Source organism: Xanthomonas sp. WHRI 7065 (assembly GCF_040203115.2).
In the GTDB taxonomy this organism is placed as follows: domain Bacteria; phylum Pseudomonadota; class Gammaproteobacteria; order Xanthomonadales; family Xanthomonadaceae; genus Xanthomonas; species Xanthomonas arboricola.
The window spans coordinates 1,073,564-1,086,415 of sequence record NZ_CP168194.1; the positions used below are offsets into that span (position 1 = coordinate 1,073,564).

General features: G+C 66.8%; 12 protein-coding genes. 7 read left to right on the plus strand and 5 right to left on the minus strand.

The window, feature by feature from the left end; translation table 11 throughout:
• Positions 1 to 3: 3 nt before the first annotated feature.
• From ABQY64_RS04505 to ABQY64_RS04520, 4 genes are all read right to left on the minus strand, one after another.
• Complete coding sequence (locus tag ABQY64_RS04505; protein WP_349780354.1) at positions 4 to 1,050, minus strand: ABC transporter substrate-binding protein; 1,047 nt, start codon at positions 1,048 to 1,050, stop codon at positions 4 to 6.
• Positions 1,051 to 1,135: 85 nt separating this feature from the next.
• Positions 1,136 to 2,053, minus strand: a complete 918-nt coding sequence (locus ABQY64_RS04510) for a TauD/TfdA family dioxygenase (protein WP_349780355.1) — start codon at positions 2,051 to 2,053, stop codon at positions 1,136 to 1,138.
• Positions 2,054 to 2,246: 193 nt separating this feature from the next.
• Complete coding sequence (locus ABQY64_RS04515; protein ID WP_349780356.1) at positions 2,247 to 4,730, minus strand: FtsX-like permease family protein; 2,484 nt, start codon at positions 4,728 to 4,730, stop codon at positions 2,247 to 2,249.
• On the minus strand, positions 4,727 to 5,326 hold the full coding sequence (locus ABQY64_RS04520) for an ABC transporter ATP-binding protein (protein ID WP_024938296.1): 600 nt from the start codon (positions 5,324 to 5,326) through the stop codon (positions 4,727 to 4,729). Before ABQY64_RS04520 ends, ABQY64_RS04515 begins: the two co-directional genes overlap by 4 nt.
• Positions 5,327 to 5,435: 109 nt before the next feature.
• Between ABQY64_RS04520 and ABQY64_RS04525 the strand changes: the two genes are divergently transcribed.
• From ABQY64_RS04525 to ABQY64_RS04535, 3 genes are all read left to right on the plus strand, one after another.
• Positions 5,436 to 6,104, plus strand: a complete 669-nt coding sequence (locus tag ABQY64_RS04525) for an arylesterase (RefSeq protein WP_349780357.1) — start codon at positions 5,436 to 5,438, stop codon at positions 6,102 to 6,104.
• 104 nt (positions 6,105 to 6,208) lie between these two features.
• Positions 6,209 to 6,922, plus strand: coding sequence for a response regulator transcription factor (locus tag ABQY64_RS04530; RefSeq protein WP_002811889.1), 714 nt, complete (start codon positions 6,209 to 6,211; stop codon positions 6,920 to 6,922).
• Positions 6,923 to 7,066: 144 nt separating this feature from the next.
• Positions 7,067 to 8,338 (plus strand): HAMP domain-containing sensor histidine kinase, encoded by a 1,272-nt coding sequence (locus ABQY64_RS04535; RefSeq protein WP_349780358.1) that lies wholly within the window; start codon positions 7,067 to 7,069, stop codon positions 8,336 to 8,338.
• 408 nt (positions 8,339 to 8,746) lie between these two features.
• Here the strand turns inward: ABQY64_RS04535 and ABQY64_RS04540 are convergent, their stop codons facing one another.
• Positions 8,747 to 9,448 (minus strand): SGNH/GDSL hydrolase family protein, encoded by a 702-nt coding sequence (locus ABQY64_RS04540; protein WP_349780359.1) that lies wholly within the window; start codon positions 9,446 to 9,448, stop codon positions 8,747 to 8,749.
• A 318-nt stretch (positions 9,449 to 9,766) separates the two neighbouring features.
• Between ABQY64_RS04540 and ABQY64_RS04545 the strand changes: the two genes are divergently transcribed.
• The 4 genes from ABQY64_RS04545 to ABQY64_RS04560 all read left to right on the plus strand — a co-directional run bounded on the left by ABQY64_RS04545 (position 9,767) and on the right by ABQY64_RS04560 (position 12,805).
• Positions 9,767 to 10,147, plus strand: a complete 381-nt coding sequence (locus ABQY64_RS04545) for a diacylglycerol kinase (RefSeq protein ID WP_104608404.1) — start codon at positions 9,767 to 9,769, stop codon at positions 10,145 to 10,147.
• Between the two features lie 266 nt (positions 10,148 to 10,413).
• Positions 10,414 to 11,031: a LemA family protein gene (locus ABQY64_RS04550; protein WP_228600622.1), complete on the plus strand. Its 618-nt coding sequence runs from the start codon at positions 10,414 to 10,416 to the stop codon at positions 11,029 to 11,031.
• A gap of 386 nt (positions 11,032 to 11,417) precedes the next feature.
• A complete protein-coding gene (locus tag ABQY64_RS04555; RefSeq protein ID WP_349780360.1) occupies positions 11,418 to 12,314 on the plus strand; it encodes a TPM domain-containing protein in 897 nt (298 codons plus the stop codon).
• Entirely contained in the window at positions 12,314 to 12,805 is a 492-nt protein-coding gene (locus ABQY64_RS04560; RefSeq protein ID WP_349780361.1) for a TPM domain-containing protein, read from the plus strand. Before ABQY64_RS04555 ends, ABQY64_RS04560 begins: the two co-directional genes overlap by 1 nt.
• Positions 12,806 to 12,852: the final 47 nt, after the last annotated feature.

Genomic DNA, 12,852 nt, shown 5'->3' on the forward strand with positions numbered 1-12,852 from the left:
CGCTCAGCTCCCGCCCGCAATCAGCGGATCGTCGAAGAAGTAGTCGCTCAGCTTGCCCGGGGTCTGCTTGATCGCGCCGCTGTGCTGCATGAACTTGCCCAGCCCCAGCGTGTTCTGCGGCACCACGGTGAACTGCACTTTCGGGTCCTTGAGGATCTGCAGCACCAGCGCGCGATCGATGCTAGAACCATTGCGACGCAGGAAGATATCGGCCGCCTGCTCCGGATGCGCGGTGACGAAGCGTGCGGCCTGATCCAGTGCCGCGACGAAGGCGCGATAGGTCTTGGGATTGTCGCGGCGGAATTTCTCGGTGGCATACAGCACGGTGGCCGAGGAGGGGCCACCTTCGATCTCGTAGGAACTGGTCACGATGTGCGCGGCCGGGTTGCGCGCCAGCTCCTGCTCCTGGAATGGCGGGCTGGCGAAATGCGCGGTGATCTCGGTGCGGCCACGGATGATCGCGGCGGCCGCGTCCGGGTGCGGCAAGGCGACCTGCAGCGGATCCAGCTGGTGGGTGCCCTTGTCGCCCCAGCGTTGCTGGGAGGCGTGCTGCAGGAAGCGCGACTGCACCGACACGCCGGTGGCCGGCACCGCAATGCGGTCCTGCGGGGTGAAATCGCCGATGCTCTTGATGCGCGGATTGTTGCTGATCAGGTAGTACGGGAAGTTGCCCAGCGACGCCACGCCGCGCACGTTCTGGCGGCCATGCGTGCGGTCCCAGATGGTGAACAACGGCCCGACACCGGCGCCGGCGATATCGATCGAACCGGTCAGCAGGGCATCGTTGACGGCGGCGCCACCGGACAACTGCAGGAACTGCACGTCGATATCCACGCCGGCAGCCTTGCCCTGCTGCTCGATCAGCTTCTGATCCTGTGCCACGTCCAGCAACAGATAGACGATGCCGAACTGTTTGGCGATGCGCAGCTTTCCTTCGGCCTGCGCATGCGCGCTGTGCAGCAACGGCAATGCGGCCAGGAGCAGCAGCGCGACATGTCGGGAAAAACGTCGGCGCTGCGGACGTGCGTGAGAGGTGACGGTCAAACGCATGCGGCGCTCCAGTCGAGGGGGGGGGGAAGAAGGCGCGTTTCCCAGCGCATTACGTGTTGCGAAACGCGCGCGAGGCAGCACCCGGCTAGAACGGCGCATCGCCTTCGATGGTGGTGCGGTTGAGCCGACGACGCAGGTGATCGGGCGTGCCGGCGGCCAGATGCATGACCGAGCGGTTGTCCCAGAACACCATGTCGTGCGGCTGCCAGCGATGCCGATACACCAGCGCATCGCCGGTGCTGTGTTCAAACAAGGCCTGCAGCAGTGCAGCACTTTCGTCGTCGGGCAAGCCGACGATGCGGGTGGTGAAATGCTCGCTGACAAACAGCGCTTTCTGGCCGGTTTCCGGATGGGTGCGCACGATTGGATGCTGCACCGGCTTCACTTCGGCAACCTGCTCCGGCGTCAGCGCCGGCCGCCACGGATTGCGCGCACGCAGTTCTTCGTACTTGGCCAGATAGCTGTGCTCGGCACGCAGGTCCTGCACCGCGTGCTTGAGCGCGTCGGGCAGGGTCTGCCAGGCCAGGTGCTGGTTGGCGAACAAGGTGTCGCCGCCTTCGCTGGGCAGTTCCTGCGCATGCAACAGCGAGCCCAGGCTGGGGGTGTCCTTGTACGACAGGTCCGAGTGCCAGTAGTGGCCTGCATCGCCCAGACCGATCGGCTCGCCGTTCTCCTTGATGTTGGACACCACCAGTACTTCCGGATGTCCTTGCAACTGGAAGTTGCGCAGCACATGGATCTGCAACGGGCCGAAGCGACGGCTGAAAGCGACCTGCTGTGCCGGCGTGATGCGTTGCTCGCGGAACACCAACACGTGGTAGTCCAGATGCGCCTGGTGGATGCGCGCGAAGGTGTCTGCATCCAGCGGCTGCGACAGATCCAGGCCGATCACCTCGGCGCCCAGCGGGGCATCGAACGGTACGATCCGGACACTGGAAGAATGCTGTGGGGAAACCGCATCGCGCGGCGGCTGCGCACGCGCAGCGGAAGTGACGCTGGCCATGACGGTGGCACCTCGACGGCAACGGATGGCCGCCTGGGCCGGCGGCCGGACACACCACTGTAGGCAGTCCGGACGCTGCTGCGAACGTACGATTGGCAAGGTGCTTATGCGCTGCCGGTATATGCAGCGGTGCGACGGAACGCGAACGGGCGACGCCTGCGCGCCGCCCGTTCGCGGGTTCAACCGACCCGCCTTAGTCGGTCCGCAGTGCCAACGCCGGTGGCGTGGATAGGATGCGTCGCGTGCCCGACCAGCCGGCCAGCAGGCTCAGCGCAAGGCCAAACGCGCCGCCGAGCAGCAGGCGCGGCCAGTCCGGCGTCAATGCGATCTCGAACGCCTTTTGCCCGACCACCGCACCGATCACCGCGGCGGCGGTCACCGCCAGCGTCGCCGCCAGCAGACCGAGCGCGCCGAACTCCACCAGCACCGCACCACGCAACTGGCCGCGACGCGCGCCCAGCGTGCGCAACACCGCGCTGTCATAGCGACGCTCGCCGGCGGTGGCCTGCAAGGCCGCCAACAGCACCAGCACGCCGGCCAGCAGGCTGAAGCCCATCACCAGCTGCACCGCCTGCGCCACCTGGTCGATCACCTCGCGTACGCGGCCGAGGATCGCATCGATGTCCAGCACCGAAATGTTGGGGTAGTCGCGGCTCAGCGCCGCCAGCTTGGGTGCATTGCCGGGCGGCAGGTGGAAGCTGGAAATCAGGTTGTACGGCGCATCGCCGACCGAGCCCTGGTTGAGCAGCAGGAAGAAATTGACCCGGAACGAGTCCCAGTCGGCCTTGCGGATGCTGGTGACGGTGAAGCTGCGCTGCTGCTCGCCCAGCAGCAAGGTGATGCGGTCGCCGAGTTTGAGCTGATACCGCTGCGCCCAGCCTTCTTCCACCGAGGCCTCCGGCGCGGTGCTGTCGGCCGCCCAGAACTTGCCTTCCAGCAAGGTGTTTGCCGGCGGAAATGCATGCCGCCAGGAGAAATTGACCGGCCGGTTGTCGCCGTCGCCATCGTCGGCCGGATCGCGGTCGCCGCGCAGCGGCGGCTTGTCGTTGATCGCCACCAGGCGCCCGGTCGAAAACGGCTCCACGGCCGCATCCTGCACACCCAGGCCGCGCAGCGTCTGCAATACCGGTTCGGTCTGCTCGGGCTGGATATTCATCAGGAAATAGTTGGGCGTGTCCGCCGGCAGCCGATCGCGCCACTGCCCGAGCAGGCCGGGGCCGACCACCGCCAGCAATAGCAGCGCGCACAACGACAGCGACAGCCCGACCAGCTGCACCACGCTCAGCCCGCGGCGCCGCGTCAGCGAGGCCAGGCCCAGCTTCCAGGCGCCGCGCAGGCGGTGCTGGATCGGCCGCAGCAAGGCCAGCAGGCCCAGCCCCAGCGCCATCGCCACCAGCGCCAATGCGGCCAGGCCACCGAGCACCCAGCCGGCCAGCACCAGGTTGCCGGTCGCGTATACGGTCAGCGCCAGCGTGGCCGCCAATGCCGCGGCGTAGACCAGCAAGGAACTCGGCGGCACCGCGGCAAAGCTGCGGTTGAGCACGCGCATCGGCGGCACGTTGCGCAGCCGCAGCAACGGCGGAAGGCCGAAGCCCAGCAACAGCACCAGGCCAATGCCGGCACCGGCAAGGGCAGGGGTGGCCTGCGGCAACGGCAGCCGGTTCGGGATCAGGCTGCCCAGCGCCTGCACCAGGCCTTCCTGCGCCAGCATGCCCAGCCCGATCCCGACCAGGCAGGCCGGAATCGCGGTGAGCAGCAGTTGCAGCGACAGCATCGCCAGGATGTCGCGCTGGCGTGCGCCCAGGCAGCGCAACACCGCCACCGTGTCGATACGCCGCATTGCAAAGCGGTTGGCCGCCAATGCAGTGGCCACACCGGACAACAGCACCGCCAGCAACGCCGACAAGGCCAGGAAACGGCCCGCACGGTCGAACGCCGCGCGCATGCCGCGCTGGGTGTCCTCGATGCCGACCAGGCGGTATTCGCTGGCGCGCGGTTTCAGCCAGGCGCGCAAGTCGGCGATGGCATCGGGCGCGCCGGAGAACATCAGCCGGTACGAGGCGCGGCTGCCCGGGCCGAGCAGGCCGGCACCATCAATATCGGCGCGATTGACCAGCAGCGGCGGCGACAGCTGCATCAGCTCGCCGGAGGCATCCGGTTCGGCACGCAGCACGCCGGTGATGGTGAGATGGCCGGCGCCGAATTCCAGCTGTTCGCCCACGCGCAGGCCCAGGGCCTCCAGCAGGCGGGGATCGGCATAGGCCTGGCCCGGCGGCGGTGCACCCGTAGGCTTGCCCTGCATGCCGGCACTGTCCGTGGACACCAGCAATTGCCCACGCAGCGGGTAGCCCGCGCCGACCCCGCGGATATTGGCCATCTGGCTGGCGTCGCCATGGAACAGCACGCTGGGGAAGCTGACCATGCGCGTGCTCTGCAAGCCACGCCGCTGCGCTTCCGCGGCGAAGTCGGCCGGAATCTCCTGGCGGCCGGTCACGCCCAGATCGCCACCGAGCACCTCGGCCGCGCTGGAGGTCAACGCCAGGGTCACCCGATCGACCAGCGTGCCGACGGCCGTCATCACTGCCACGCCCAGCACCAGCGCGGCGAACACGGTCAGCAAGTCGCCGGCCAGGAATTCGCGGCGCACCGCGCGCGCGGCTTGGCGCAGCACGTTCATGCGGCCGAACCGGGCTGGGCGTGCAGGCGGCCGCTGTCGATGCGGTAGATGTGGTTGCAGCGCTGCGCCAGCGTCATGTCGTGGGTCACCAGCACCAGCGTGGTGTCGCTGGTGGCATTGAGCGCAAATAGCAGGTCGCTGATCTGCGCGCCGGTGGCCTGGTCCAGGCTGCCGGTGGGCTCGTCGGCAAACAGGATGCGCGGTTTGGCCACGAAGGCGCGTGCCAGCGCCACACGTTGCTGCTCGCCGCCGGACAGCTGGCGCGGGTAGTGGCGCGCACGCGCGCTCAGGCCCACCGCCTCCAGCACCTCGCGCACCCGCGCCGGGTCTTCGCGGCCGGCCAGTTCCAGCGGCAGCGCGATGTTTTCTTCGGCGGTGAGTGCCGGCAGCAGGTGGAAGCTCTGGAACACGAAGCCGACCTCGCGCGCGCGCAAGGCGGCGCGCGCCTCTTCGTCCAACTGGCCCAGCTGCTGGCCGGAGAGCGCGATGCTGCCGCGGCTGGGCAGGTCCAGTCCGGCCAGCAGGCCGAGCAGGGTGGTCTTGCCCGAGCCGGACGCGCCGACGATGGCGATACTGTCGCCTTCACTGACCGTCAAGCTGATGTTGTCGAGGATGTGTAGTGTTCCCTCCGGTCCGCTGACGGACTTGCCGACCTCGCGGACGTCGATGGCGGTGCGGGTGCTGGAGCGGGGGGCCAGACTGTCGATGAGGAATCTCCGAATGCGTGAAAGAACACTGCGATATGGCGCGCTGGTCCTGTGGCTGCTGACACTGTCCCTGCTTGCGCCGGGAATTGCCTCTGCCAAAAGTCCGGTGGCGACCGCACCGATCCTGGTGGTCGGCGACAGCCTGAGCGCTGCGCACAACATCCCGGTGCAGTCCGGCTGGGTCACCTTGCTGGACCAACGCCTCAAGCGTGACATGGCGACGCCACCGGCGGTCGTCAATGCCAGCATCAGCGGCGAAACCACCTCCGGCGCGCTGACGCGGCTGCCCGGCCTGCTGCAGAAGCACCGCCCCGGCGTGGTGGTGATCGAACTCGGCGGCAACGATGCGCTGCGCGGCCTGACCCCGGCCCAGCTCAAGGGCAACCTGGAAAAGATGATCCAGCTCAGTCAGCAGGCCGGCACGAAGGTGCTGCTGCTGGGCATCGATGTGCCGCCCAATTACGGCCCCGCCTACCGTGAGCGCCTGAAGGCGAGCTACGCCGACCTGTCCAGGCAGTACAAGACCGCATTGGTGCCGTTTTTCCTGGAAAAGGTCGCGCTGCAGCCAGGCCTGATGCAGGCGGACGGCCTGCATCCCACTGCCGCTGCCCAGCCCAGGGTGCTGGAAACGGTGTGGCCAGCGCTGCGTCCGTTGCTCGGGCGCTGACAACCGGCGGCCACCGCGCGCCGTCACAGAACGTTAGTTGGTCTTCACGCCCTTTCCACTGCCGATCCGGCATGTTTCACAAAGCTGAAGACCGAGGAAAGTCCATGCGTCAGACCAAGGAAACGTCCGGCCTCGTGCTGGTCGTCGAAGACAACCGCAATATCTCTGAAATGATCGGCGAGTACCTGGAAGGCCGTGGCTTCGAGGTCGACTATGCGCAGGACGGACTCGACGGCTACCGTCTGGCCGCCGAGAACAGCTACGACGTGGTCGTGCTGGATCTCATGCTGCCACGTCTGGACGGCATCGAAGTGTGTCGCCGCCTGCGTAACGACGCACGCAAGTCCACCCCGGTACTGATGCTGACCGCCCGCGACACGCTGGACGACAAGCTCACCGGTCTGGGTTTCGGTGCCGACGACTACCTGACCAAGCCGTTTGCGATCCAGGAACTGGAAGCGCGCCTGCGTGCCCTGATCCGCCGCGAGCGCCGCCAGGTCGGCTCGGAAGTGCTCAAGGTCGCCGACCTGGTGCTCGATCCGGTCAGCATGCGCGCCACCCGCGCCGGCACCGAGCTGCAGCTCTCGCCGATCGGCCTGCGCCTGCTCACCATCCTGATGCGCGAGTCGCCGCGGGTGGTCACCCGCCAGGAAATCGAGCGCGAGATCTGGGGCAACGGGTTGCCGGATTCGGACACCCTGCGCAGCCATCTGTACAACCTGCGCAAGATCATCGACAAGCCGTTCGACCGTCCGTTGCTGCACACCGTGCAGAGCGCCGGCTATCGCATCGCCGACATCGCCCAGCCGATGGCCTGATGTCACCGGCCGGCCGCCGTTCTGGCGGCCGGTCACCTCCTCTAGGCGCCCACGCGCCTGTCGCTTCCGCGTGCTGCCGTCTGGCTGCACGACGGGCTTACGGAAGCGTTGCCTATAATCCGGCGCTCTCCCCTGGATGCAGCAATGCCGCACGGGCTTCCACGAAAAATACGTCTCGCCTTCCTGCTGCAGGTCGCCCTGGCGAGCTTGGCGATCGTGCTGGGCGGCTATCTGCTGTCCTTCGTGATCAAGTACAGCCTGGTGCGCACCGTGCTTGCCGACGAGGCGGTGCATTTCTGGCGCCTGCACAAGAGCGCGCCGAATAATCCGCCACCAAATACACGCAACATCCAGGGCTATTTTTCGCCCGCCGGCCAAGGCCGGGACCCTGCGCCAGCGGCCTTGCAGCGGCTGTCGCCGGGCTTCAGCGAAGTAGCCGCCGCCGATGCCCTGGTGTATGTCGACCAACGCCCGGAAGGGCGCTTGTACCTGGTATTCCCACGCTCGCGTGCGGCGCACCTGACGCTCTGGTTCGGGGTGGTGCCGGCGATGCTGGTGCTGCTGGCGATCTATGGCGTGTTCTGGGTGACCTACCGGATTTCCAAGCGGCTGGTCTCGCCAATCAGCTGGCTGGCGCGGCGCGTGTCGCAGTGGGATCCGCGCAATCCGGATGTCGACGAACTGGCGCCGGAGAGGCTGCCTGCCGACCTGCAGGGTGAAACCCGGCAATTGGCCGCCGCGCTGCATGCGCTGGGGCAGAGGGTCAGCGACCATGTTGCACGCGAGCGCAATTTCACCCGCGATGCCAGCCATGAGTTGCGCACACCGTTGACGGTGATCCGGGTGGCCAGCGACATGGCGCTGGCCGACGACGAACTGTCGCAACGCACCCAGCGCAGCCTGCGCCGGATCCAGCGCGCCGGCCGCGACATGGAAGCGGTGATCGACGCCTTCCTGATCCTGGCGCGCGAGGCCGAGATCGACCCGCAAAGCGAAACCTTCGATGCCGCCGAACTGGCCAGCGAGGAAGTCGACAGCGCCCGCGAACTGCTGGGCGACAAGCCGGTGTCCCTGACGATGGTCGGCGACCGCAGCCTGCAGATGTTCGCCCCGCCGCGGGTAATGCGCGTGGTGCTCAGCAACCTGCTGCGCAATGCCTGCGCCTATACCGACACCGGCAGCATCGAAGTGGAAGTCACCCAGGACCGCATCATCGTGCGCGATACCGGCATCGGCATGAGCGAGGAAGCGCGCGCGCGCGCGTTCGAGCCGTTCTTCCGCGCCGATCCCACCCGCCCGCAGGGTACCGGCCTGGGCCTGTCGATCGTGCGCCGGCTGTGCGACCGCTTCGGCTGGCGGATCGAACTGCATAGCGAGTCCGGGGTGGGCACCTCGGTTGCGGTGGTGGTGGCCTGAGGTAGTGGTGGCCGGCTGACAAGGCGTGGCGAGCAGTCGCCAAGCGGATGTGGGCGGCGCGCTCGTTAGCGGTACATGCCGATTCCGAGCAGCGGCTGTGCCCGATTGATAGCTGCGCAGTGCTTTGTTGGCCGCTCTCAGGCTGCGACATCTGTCGTCTGCTGGCACAGGCAGCGCCTGCAGCATTGGATCAATGTTGGTTTGGAATCGTCTGCTGACGAGGCAGACGCGCTGCATGCGCCTGGGGCGCCGTTTACGGTTGCGATGATGGTGTTTTCGACCGCGCGGCATTGATCTCGCGCGCTGTGGCGATCCACCGCAGACGACAGCTGCATCTGCGGGATCGCTTGCCGCAATCGATCAATGGACCGATCTGGCGAGTGCGTCGCCAGATCGACCTGCAGGGCGCTACTTCTGCTTCAGTACCGGAGCCACCGCCTTGCGCCAGATGGCATACCCATCGGCGGTCATGTGCAGCATGTCCTGGCGAAACAGCTCGGCGCGTGGTTTGCCGTTGGTGTCGAGCATCGGCGTGTAGACGTCCACGTAGTCCACGTGCGGCAGCGGCGCGAGTGCGTCCTTGATCAGGCGGTTGGCAGTGACGATCGAAGGCAGCAGATGCGCGCGCGACGGGCTGGGTTTGATCGACAGATAGCTGATGCGCGCGGTGGGCAGGCCGCGGCGGATGCGCTGCACGAATGCCAGCACGTCGTCGCGCACCTGCTGTGGCGTGCGGCCGCTGTTGAGATCGTTGTCGCCGGCATACAGCACCACCTGGCGCGGCGCATACGGAATCACGATGCGGTCGGCGTACCAGGTGCTGTCGCGGACTTCCGAACCGCCGAAGCCACGATTGATCACCGGCATGCCGGGGAAATCCTGTGCCAGCGTGTCCCAGAAACGGATCGACGAACTGCCGACGAAGACGATGCCGTGCTTGGGCGGCGGTTGTTGCGCATCGCTGTCGGAAAAGCGCCGCATGTCGTCTTCCCAGGCGACGTTGGACACCTGTGCCGGTATCTGTGGCGTGGTGTGCGGGGCGGCGGCGTGGACGTGGCCGGACAACAAGGCAAGCGCGCACAGCAGCGTGCGCAAGGGATGTTTGGTCATGCGAAAGAACCTGCGACAGTGAAGCGGACCACCATGGTGCGACAGGCTGGAAGCCCAGGGCAAACCGGCGGGCGTCCAGCGCCTGTCATGGGTTGCTCGCAGAGCGTGCCGCCGAGCCTGCACAGACAATGTGGAAAAGATTGCGCCATGCGGCAGCATCTGACTGCCTTGCAGGCCCAACGCCAGCTGTTGCTGCACCTGGTCACGCCCTGGCGGCGCGCTGCACGACGGTGCAAGATTCGCACTTTCCCCAGCAGTGACCACGCCATGCGTTCGAGCCGTCCCCAGACACGCCCTTGCGGCCGGAAGCACTGACGCATGGCCGATCAACTGGGACACGTGCCGCGCGGTCCGCGCCGCATGCTCAAGGCGGCGGTCTGGTCATGGCAGGGCCTGCGCGCGGCATGGCTGCACGAATCCTCGTTTCGGCTGGAGGTGTGCCTGGCGGTAGTGCTACTGCCGCTGGGGCTGTGGCTTGGCCAGTCCGGCCTGGAACGCATTGCGCTGATCGCGCCGTTGCTGATCGTGCTGGCCGCCGAACTGCTGAATTCGGCGATCGAGGCGGTGATCGAGCGTTACGGCCCCGAGCACCACGTGCTGGCCGGCCGGGCCAAGGACATGGGCTCGGCGGCGGTATTCCTGCTGCTGATCAATGTGCTGCTGTGCTGGGGACTGATCCTGCTGCCGCGCTTGTTCTGAAGAGCACTACCTCTGCGCGACGTGCAGCTACCAGTTCGCTTCTGTAGGCGACTGGATTGGCAGATGCATGGAGACCTTCGTTGCGATGAGAGGCACCGGATCGCGCCAGCCGACGTAACAACCTGTCACGCGGCATGCAGTGCCTGCTTCAGCCGATGGCCGGGCCTCATCGCGTCTGGCCGGAATCGCCTGCCAGGCGCACGTGTGCATGCCGGCTTGACTCGCCGCATGGCATGCTGCGGCTCTCTTTCAACGGAATCGCCTGCATGCCCGTCCTGATTCGCGCCCTGGTGTTGCTGATCCTGACCGTCTCGCTGTCCGGTTGCGGCTACAACGCGATCCAGCAGAAGGAAGAAGGAGTCAAGGCAGGTTGGTCGGAGGTGCTGAATCAATATCAGCGGCGCGCCGATCTGATTCCCAATCTGGTGCGCACCGTGCAGGGCTATGCCCAGCAGGAGCGCCAGGTGCTGACCGAGGTGACCAATGCGCGCTCGCGGGTCGGGCAGATCCAGGTCAATGCCGACGACGAAGCCTCGCTCAAGCAGTTCCAGCAGGCGCAGGGCGAACTCGGCAACGCACTGTCGCGCCTGTTGGTGGTCAGCGAAAACTATCCGCAGCTGAAATCCGATCAGTCGTTCCGCGATCTGCAGGTGCAGCTGGAAGGCACCGAGAACCGCATCACCGTGGCGCGCGGTCGCTACATCCAGACGGTGCAGGAGTACAACACCTACATCCGTTCGTTCCCGCAGGTGATCACCGCCAAGATCTTCGGCTACCAGCCCAAGCCCAATTTCAGCGTGGAAAACGAAGCGCAGATTTCGCGCGCACCGCAGGTGGATTTCGGCAATCAGCAGACGCCTCAGCAGCCGCAGCCAGCGCAGTAAACACATGCACATTGCGCAGTACCAAATACTGCGCAATGTGCCGCACGGCATGTCGAGGCAATCGTTAGGTTTGCGATGGCAACCCATCGATCGCCAGTTGGATCAATGCCAACTTTCAGGAGCGGCACATCAAGCCTCTCTGCCCCGGGGGCGATAAGGCACGGCTTGCGCGCCACTGGCGCGCGTGCCCTGGAGCGCCCGCGCTGCCAGCGAGGGCTGGGTGGCGGAGCGGGGGCGGGTACGGGGCGAATTCCTCATGCTATTCAACTGTACGAGGCTTCGCTCGCCTCCTCATCCGCCCCTTCGGGGCAGCTTCTCCCGCAGGGAGAAGGATCAGTCAAGCCAGTGCCGATGAAGTGTCAGTGCTAATCAGCCAGGAGTTGCGAATGCGGAAGAACTACACGCGGGTGTTCTGGATGTTGGTGCTGTTGCTGTCGCCGGCCTCGCTGCTGGCGCAGGATCTGGCAGCCATTCCGCCACTGCGCTCGCCGGTGGTCGATACCACCGGCACATTGGACGCCACGCAGATCCAGCAACTCGAGCAGCAGGCGCTGGCCTTGCAGCAGCGCAAGGGCGCGCAGTTGCAGGTCCTGATCGTGCCGACCACGCAGCCGGAGGCGATCGAGCAGTACACCCAGCGCGTGTTCGACCAGTGGAAGATCGGCCGCAAGGGCGTGGACGACGGTGTGTTGCTGCTGGTGGCCAAGGACGACCGCCGGGTGCGAATCCAGCCGGGCTATGGCCTGGAAGGTGCGATCCCCGACATCACGGCCAACCGCATCATCCAGGAGTATCTGGCGCCGCGCTTCCGTGAGGGCGACTACGCCGGTGGCATCAGTGCGGCGACTGCGACGCTGGCCGGCCTGATCGAGGGCGAGGCCTTGCCGGCGCCGGTCAGCGGGCACGCCGATGGCGGCGCGGGCAATGGCTCGGGTGGCGGCGGCTGGATCATGGCCTTGTTCATCGGTTTTGTGGTCGCGATGGTGGCGCGCGGCATTCTCGGTGCCCTGCCGCGGCCGCTGCGTGCATTGCTGACCGGCGTCGCCGCCGGCGGTGCCGCCCTGCTGTTTACCTCGCTGTTGTTTGCCAGCGCCGGTGCTGCGGTGATCGGGCTACTGGCCGGCCTGGCGTCCGGTTCGCCGGGGCGCTTTGTCGGCGGCGGTGGCTGGGGCGGTGGTGGATTCGGTGGCTTTGGAGGCGGTGGCCGCGGCGGTTTCGGTGGCGGCGGCTGGGGTGGTGGTGGCGGATCATCGGGAGGCGGTGGCGCCTCGGGGAGCTGGTAATGCGGTGGCTCAGGCATGTCTTCGCGCCCTCGGCGCAGCGCAGTTTCCCGGCCGGCTGCATGGACGCGATCGCCGCGGCGGTTGCCGCCAGCGAGCGCACCCATACCGGCCAGGTCATGGTGGCGGTGGAAGCCGACCTACCGCTGAGCGCGCTATGGCGCGGTCACACCGCGCGTCAGCGTGCCGAGCAGGCCTTCGCGCAATTGCGCACCTGGGACACCGAAGCCAACAACGGGGTGCTGCTGTATCTGCTGCTGGCCGACCACGCCATCGAAGTGGTTGCCGACCGTGGGCTGCGCAGCCGGGTGCCGGAGGCGCAGTGGGCCGAGGTGTGCCGGCGCATGCAGCAGTTCCTGCGCGATGGCGAGCACGAGGCGGCGGTGCTGGCCGGGATCGAGGCGGTGACCGAGCTGTTGACCGAGCATTTTACTGTCGCTGCCGGCTCCCAGCATGAAGACGAGCTGCCCGATCGTCCCCAGCTCTTAGGCTGAACGCGTGCGAGGTGTCAGAATAGACGCCTCGCTTTTTTGTGATCCGC

What these genes read in the sequence shown, in the direction of transcription:
- ABQY64_RS04505 (WP_349780354.1), bottom strand. Translation starts at nt 1,050, where the DNA reads ATGCGTTTGACCGTCACCTCTCACGCACGTCCGCAGCGCCGACGTTTT.
- ABQY64_RS04510 (WP_349780355.1), bottom strand. Translation starts at nt 2,053, where the DNA reads ATGGCCAGCGTCACTTCCGCTGCGCGTGCGCAGCCGCCGCGCGATGCG.
- ABQY64_RS04515 (WP_349780356.1), bottom strand. Translation starts at nt 4,730, where the DNA reads ATGAACGTGCTGCGCCAAGCCGCGCGCGCGGTGCGCCGCGAATTCCTG.
- ABQY64_RS04525 (WP_349780357.1), top strand. Translation starts at nt 5,436, where the DNA reads ATGAGGAATCTCCGAATGCGTGAAAGAACACTGCGATATGGCGCGCTG.
- ABQY64_RS04530 (WP_002811889.1), top strand. Translation starts at nt 6,209, where the DNA reads ATGCGTCAGACCAAGGAAACGTCCGGCCTCGTGCTGGTCGTCGAAGAC.
- ABQY64_RS04535 (WP_349780358.1), top strand. Translation starts at nt 7,067, where the DNA reads ATGCCGCACGGGCTTCCACGAAAAATACGTCTCGCCTTCCTGCTGCAG.
- ABQY64_RS04540 (WP_349780359.1), bottom strand. Translation starts at nt 9,448, where the DNA reads ATGACCAAACATCCCTTGCGCACGCTGCTGTGCGCGCTTGCCTTGTTG.
- ABQY64_RS04545 (WP_104608404.1), top strand. Translation starts at nt 9,767, where the DNA reads ATGGCCGATCAACTGGGACACGTGCCGCGCGGTCCGCGCCGCATGCTC.
- ABQY64_RS04550 (WP_228600622.1), top strand. Translation starts at nt 10,414, where the DNA reads ATGCCCGTCCTGATTCGCGCCCTGGTGTTGCTGATCCTGACCGTCTCG.
- ABQY64_RS04555 (WP_349780360.1), top strand. Translation starts at nt 11,418, where the DNA reads ATGCGGAAGAACTACACGCGGGTGTTCTGGATGTTGGTGCTGTTGCTG.
- ABQY64_RS04560 (WP_349780361.1), top strand. Translation starts at nt 12,314, where the DNA reads ATGCGGTGGCTCAGGCATGTCTTCGCGCCCTCGGCGCAGCGCAGTTTC.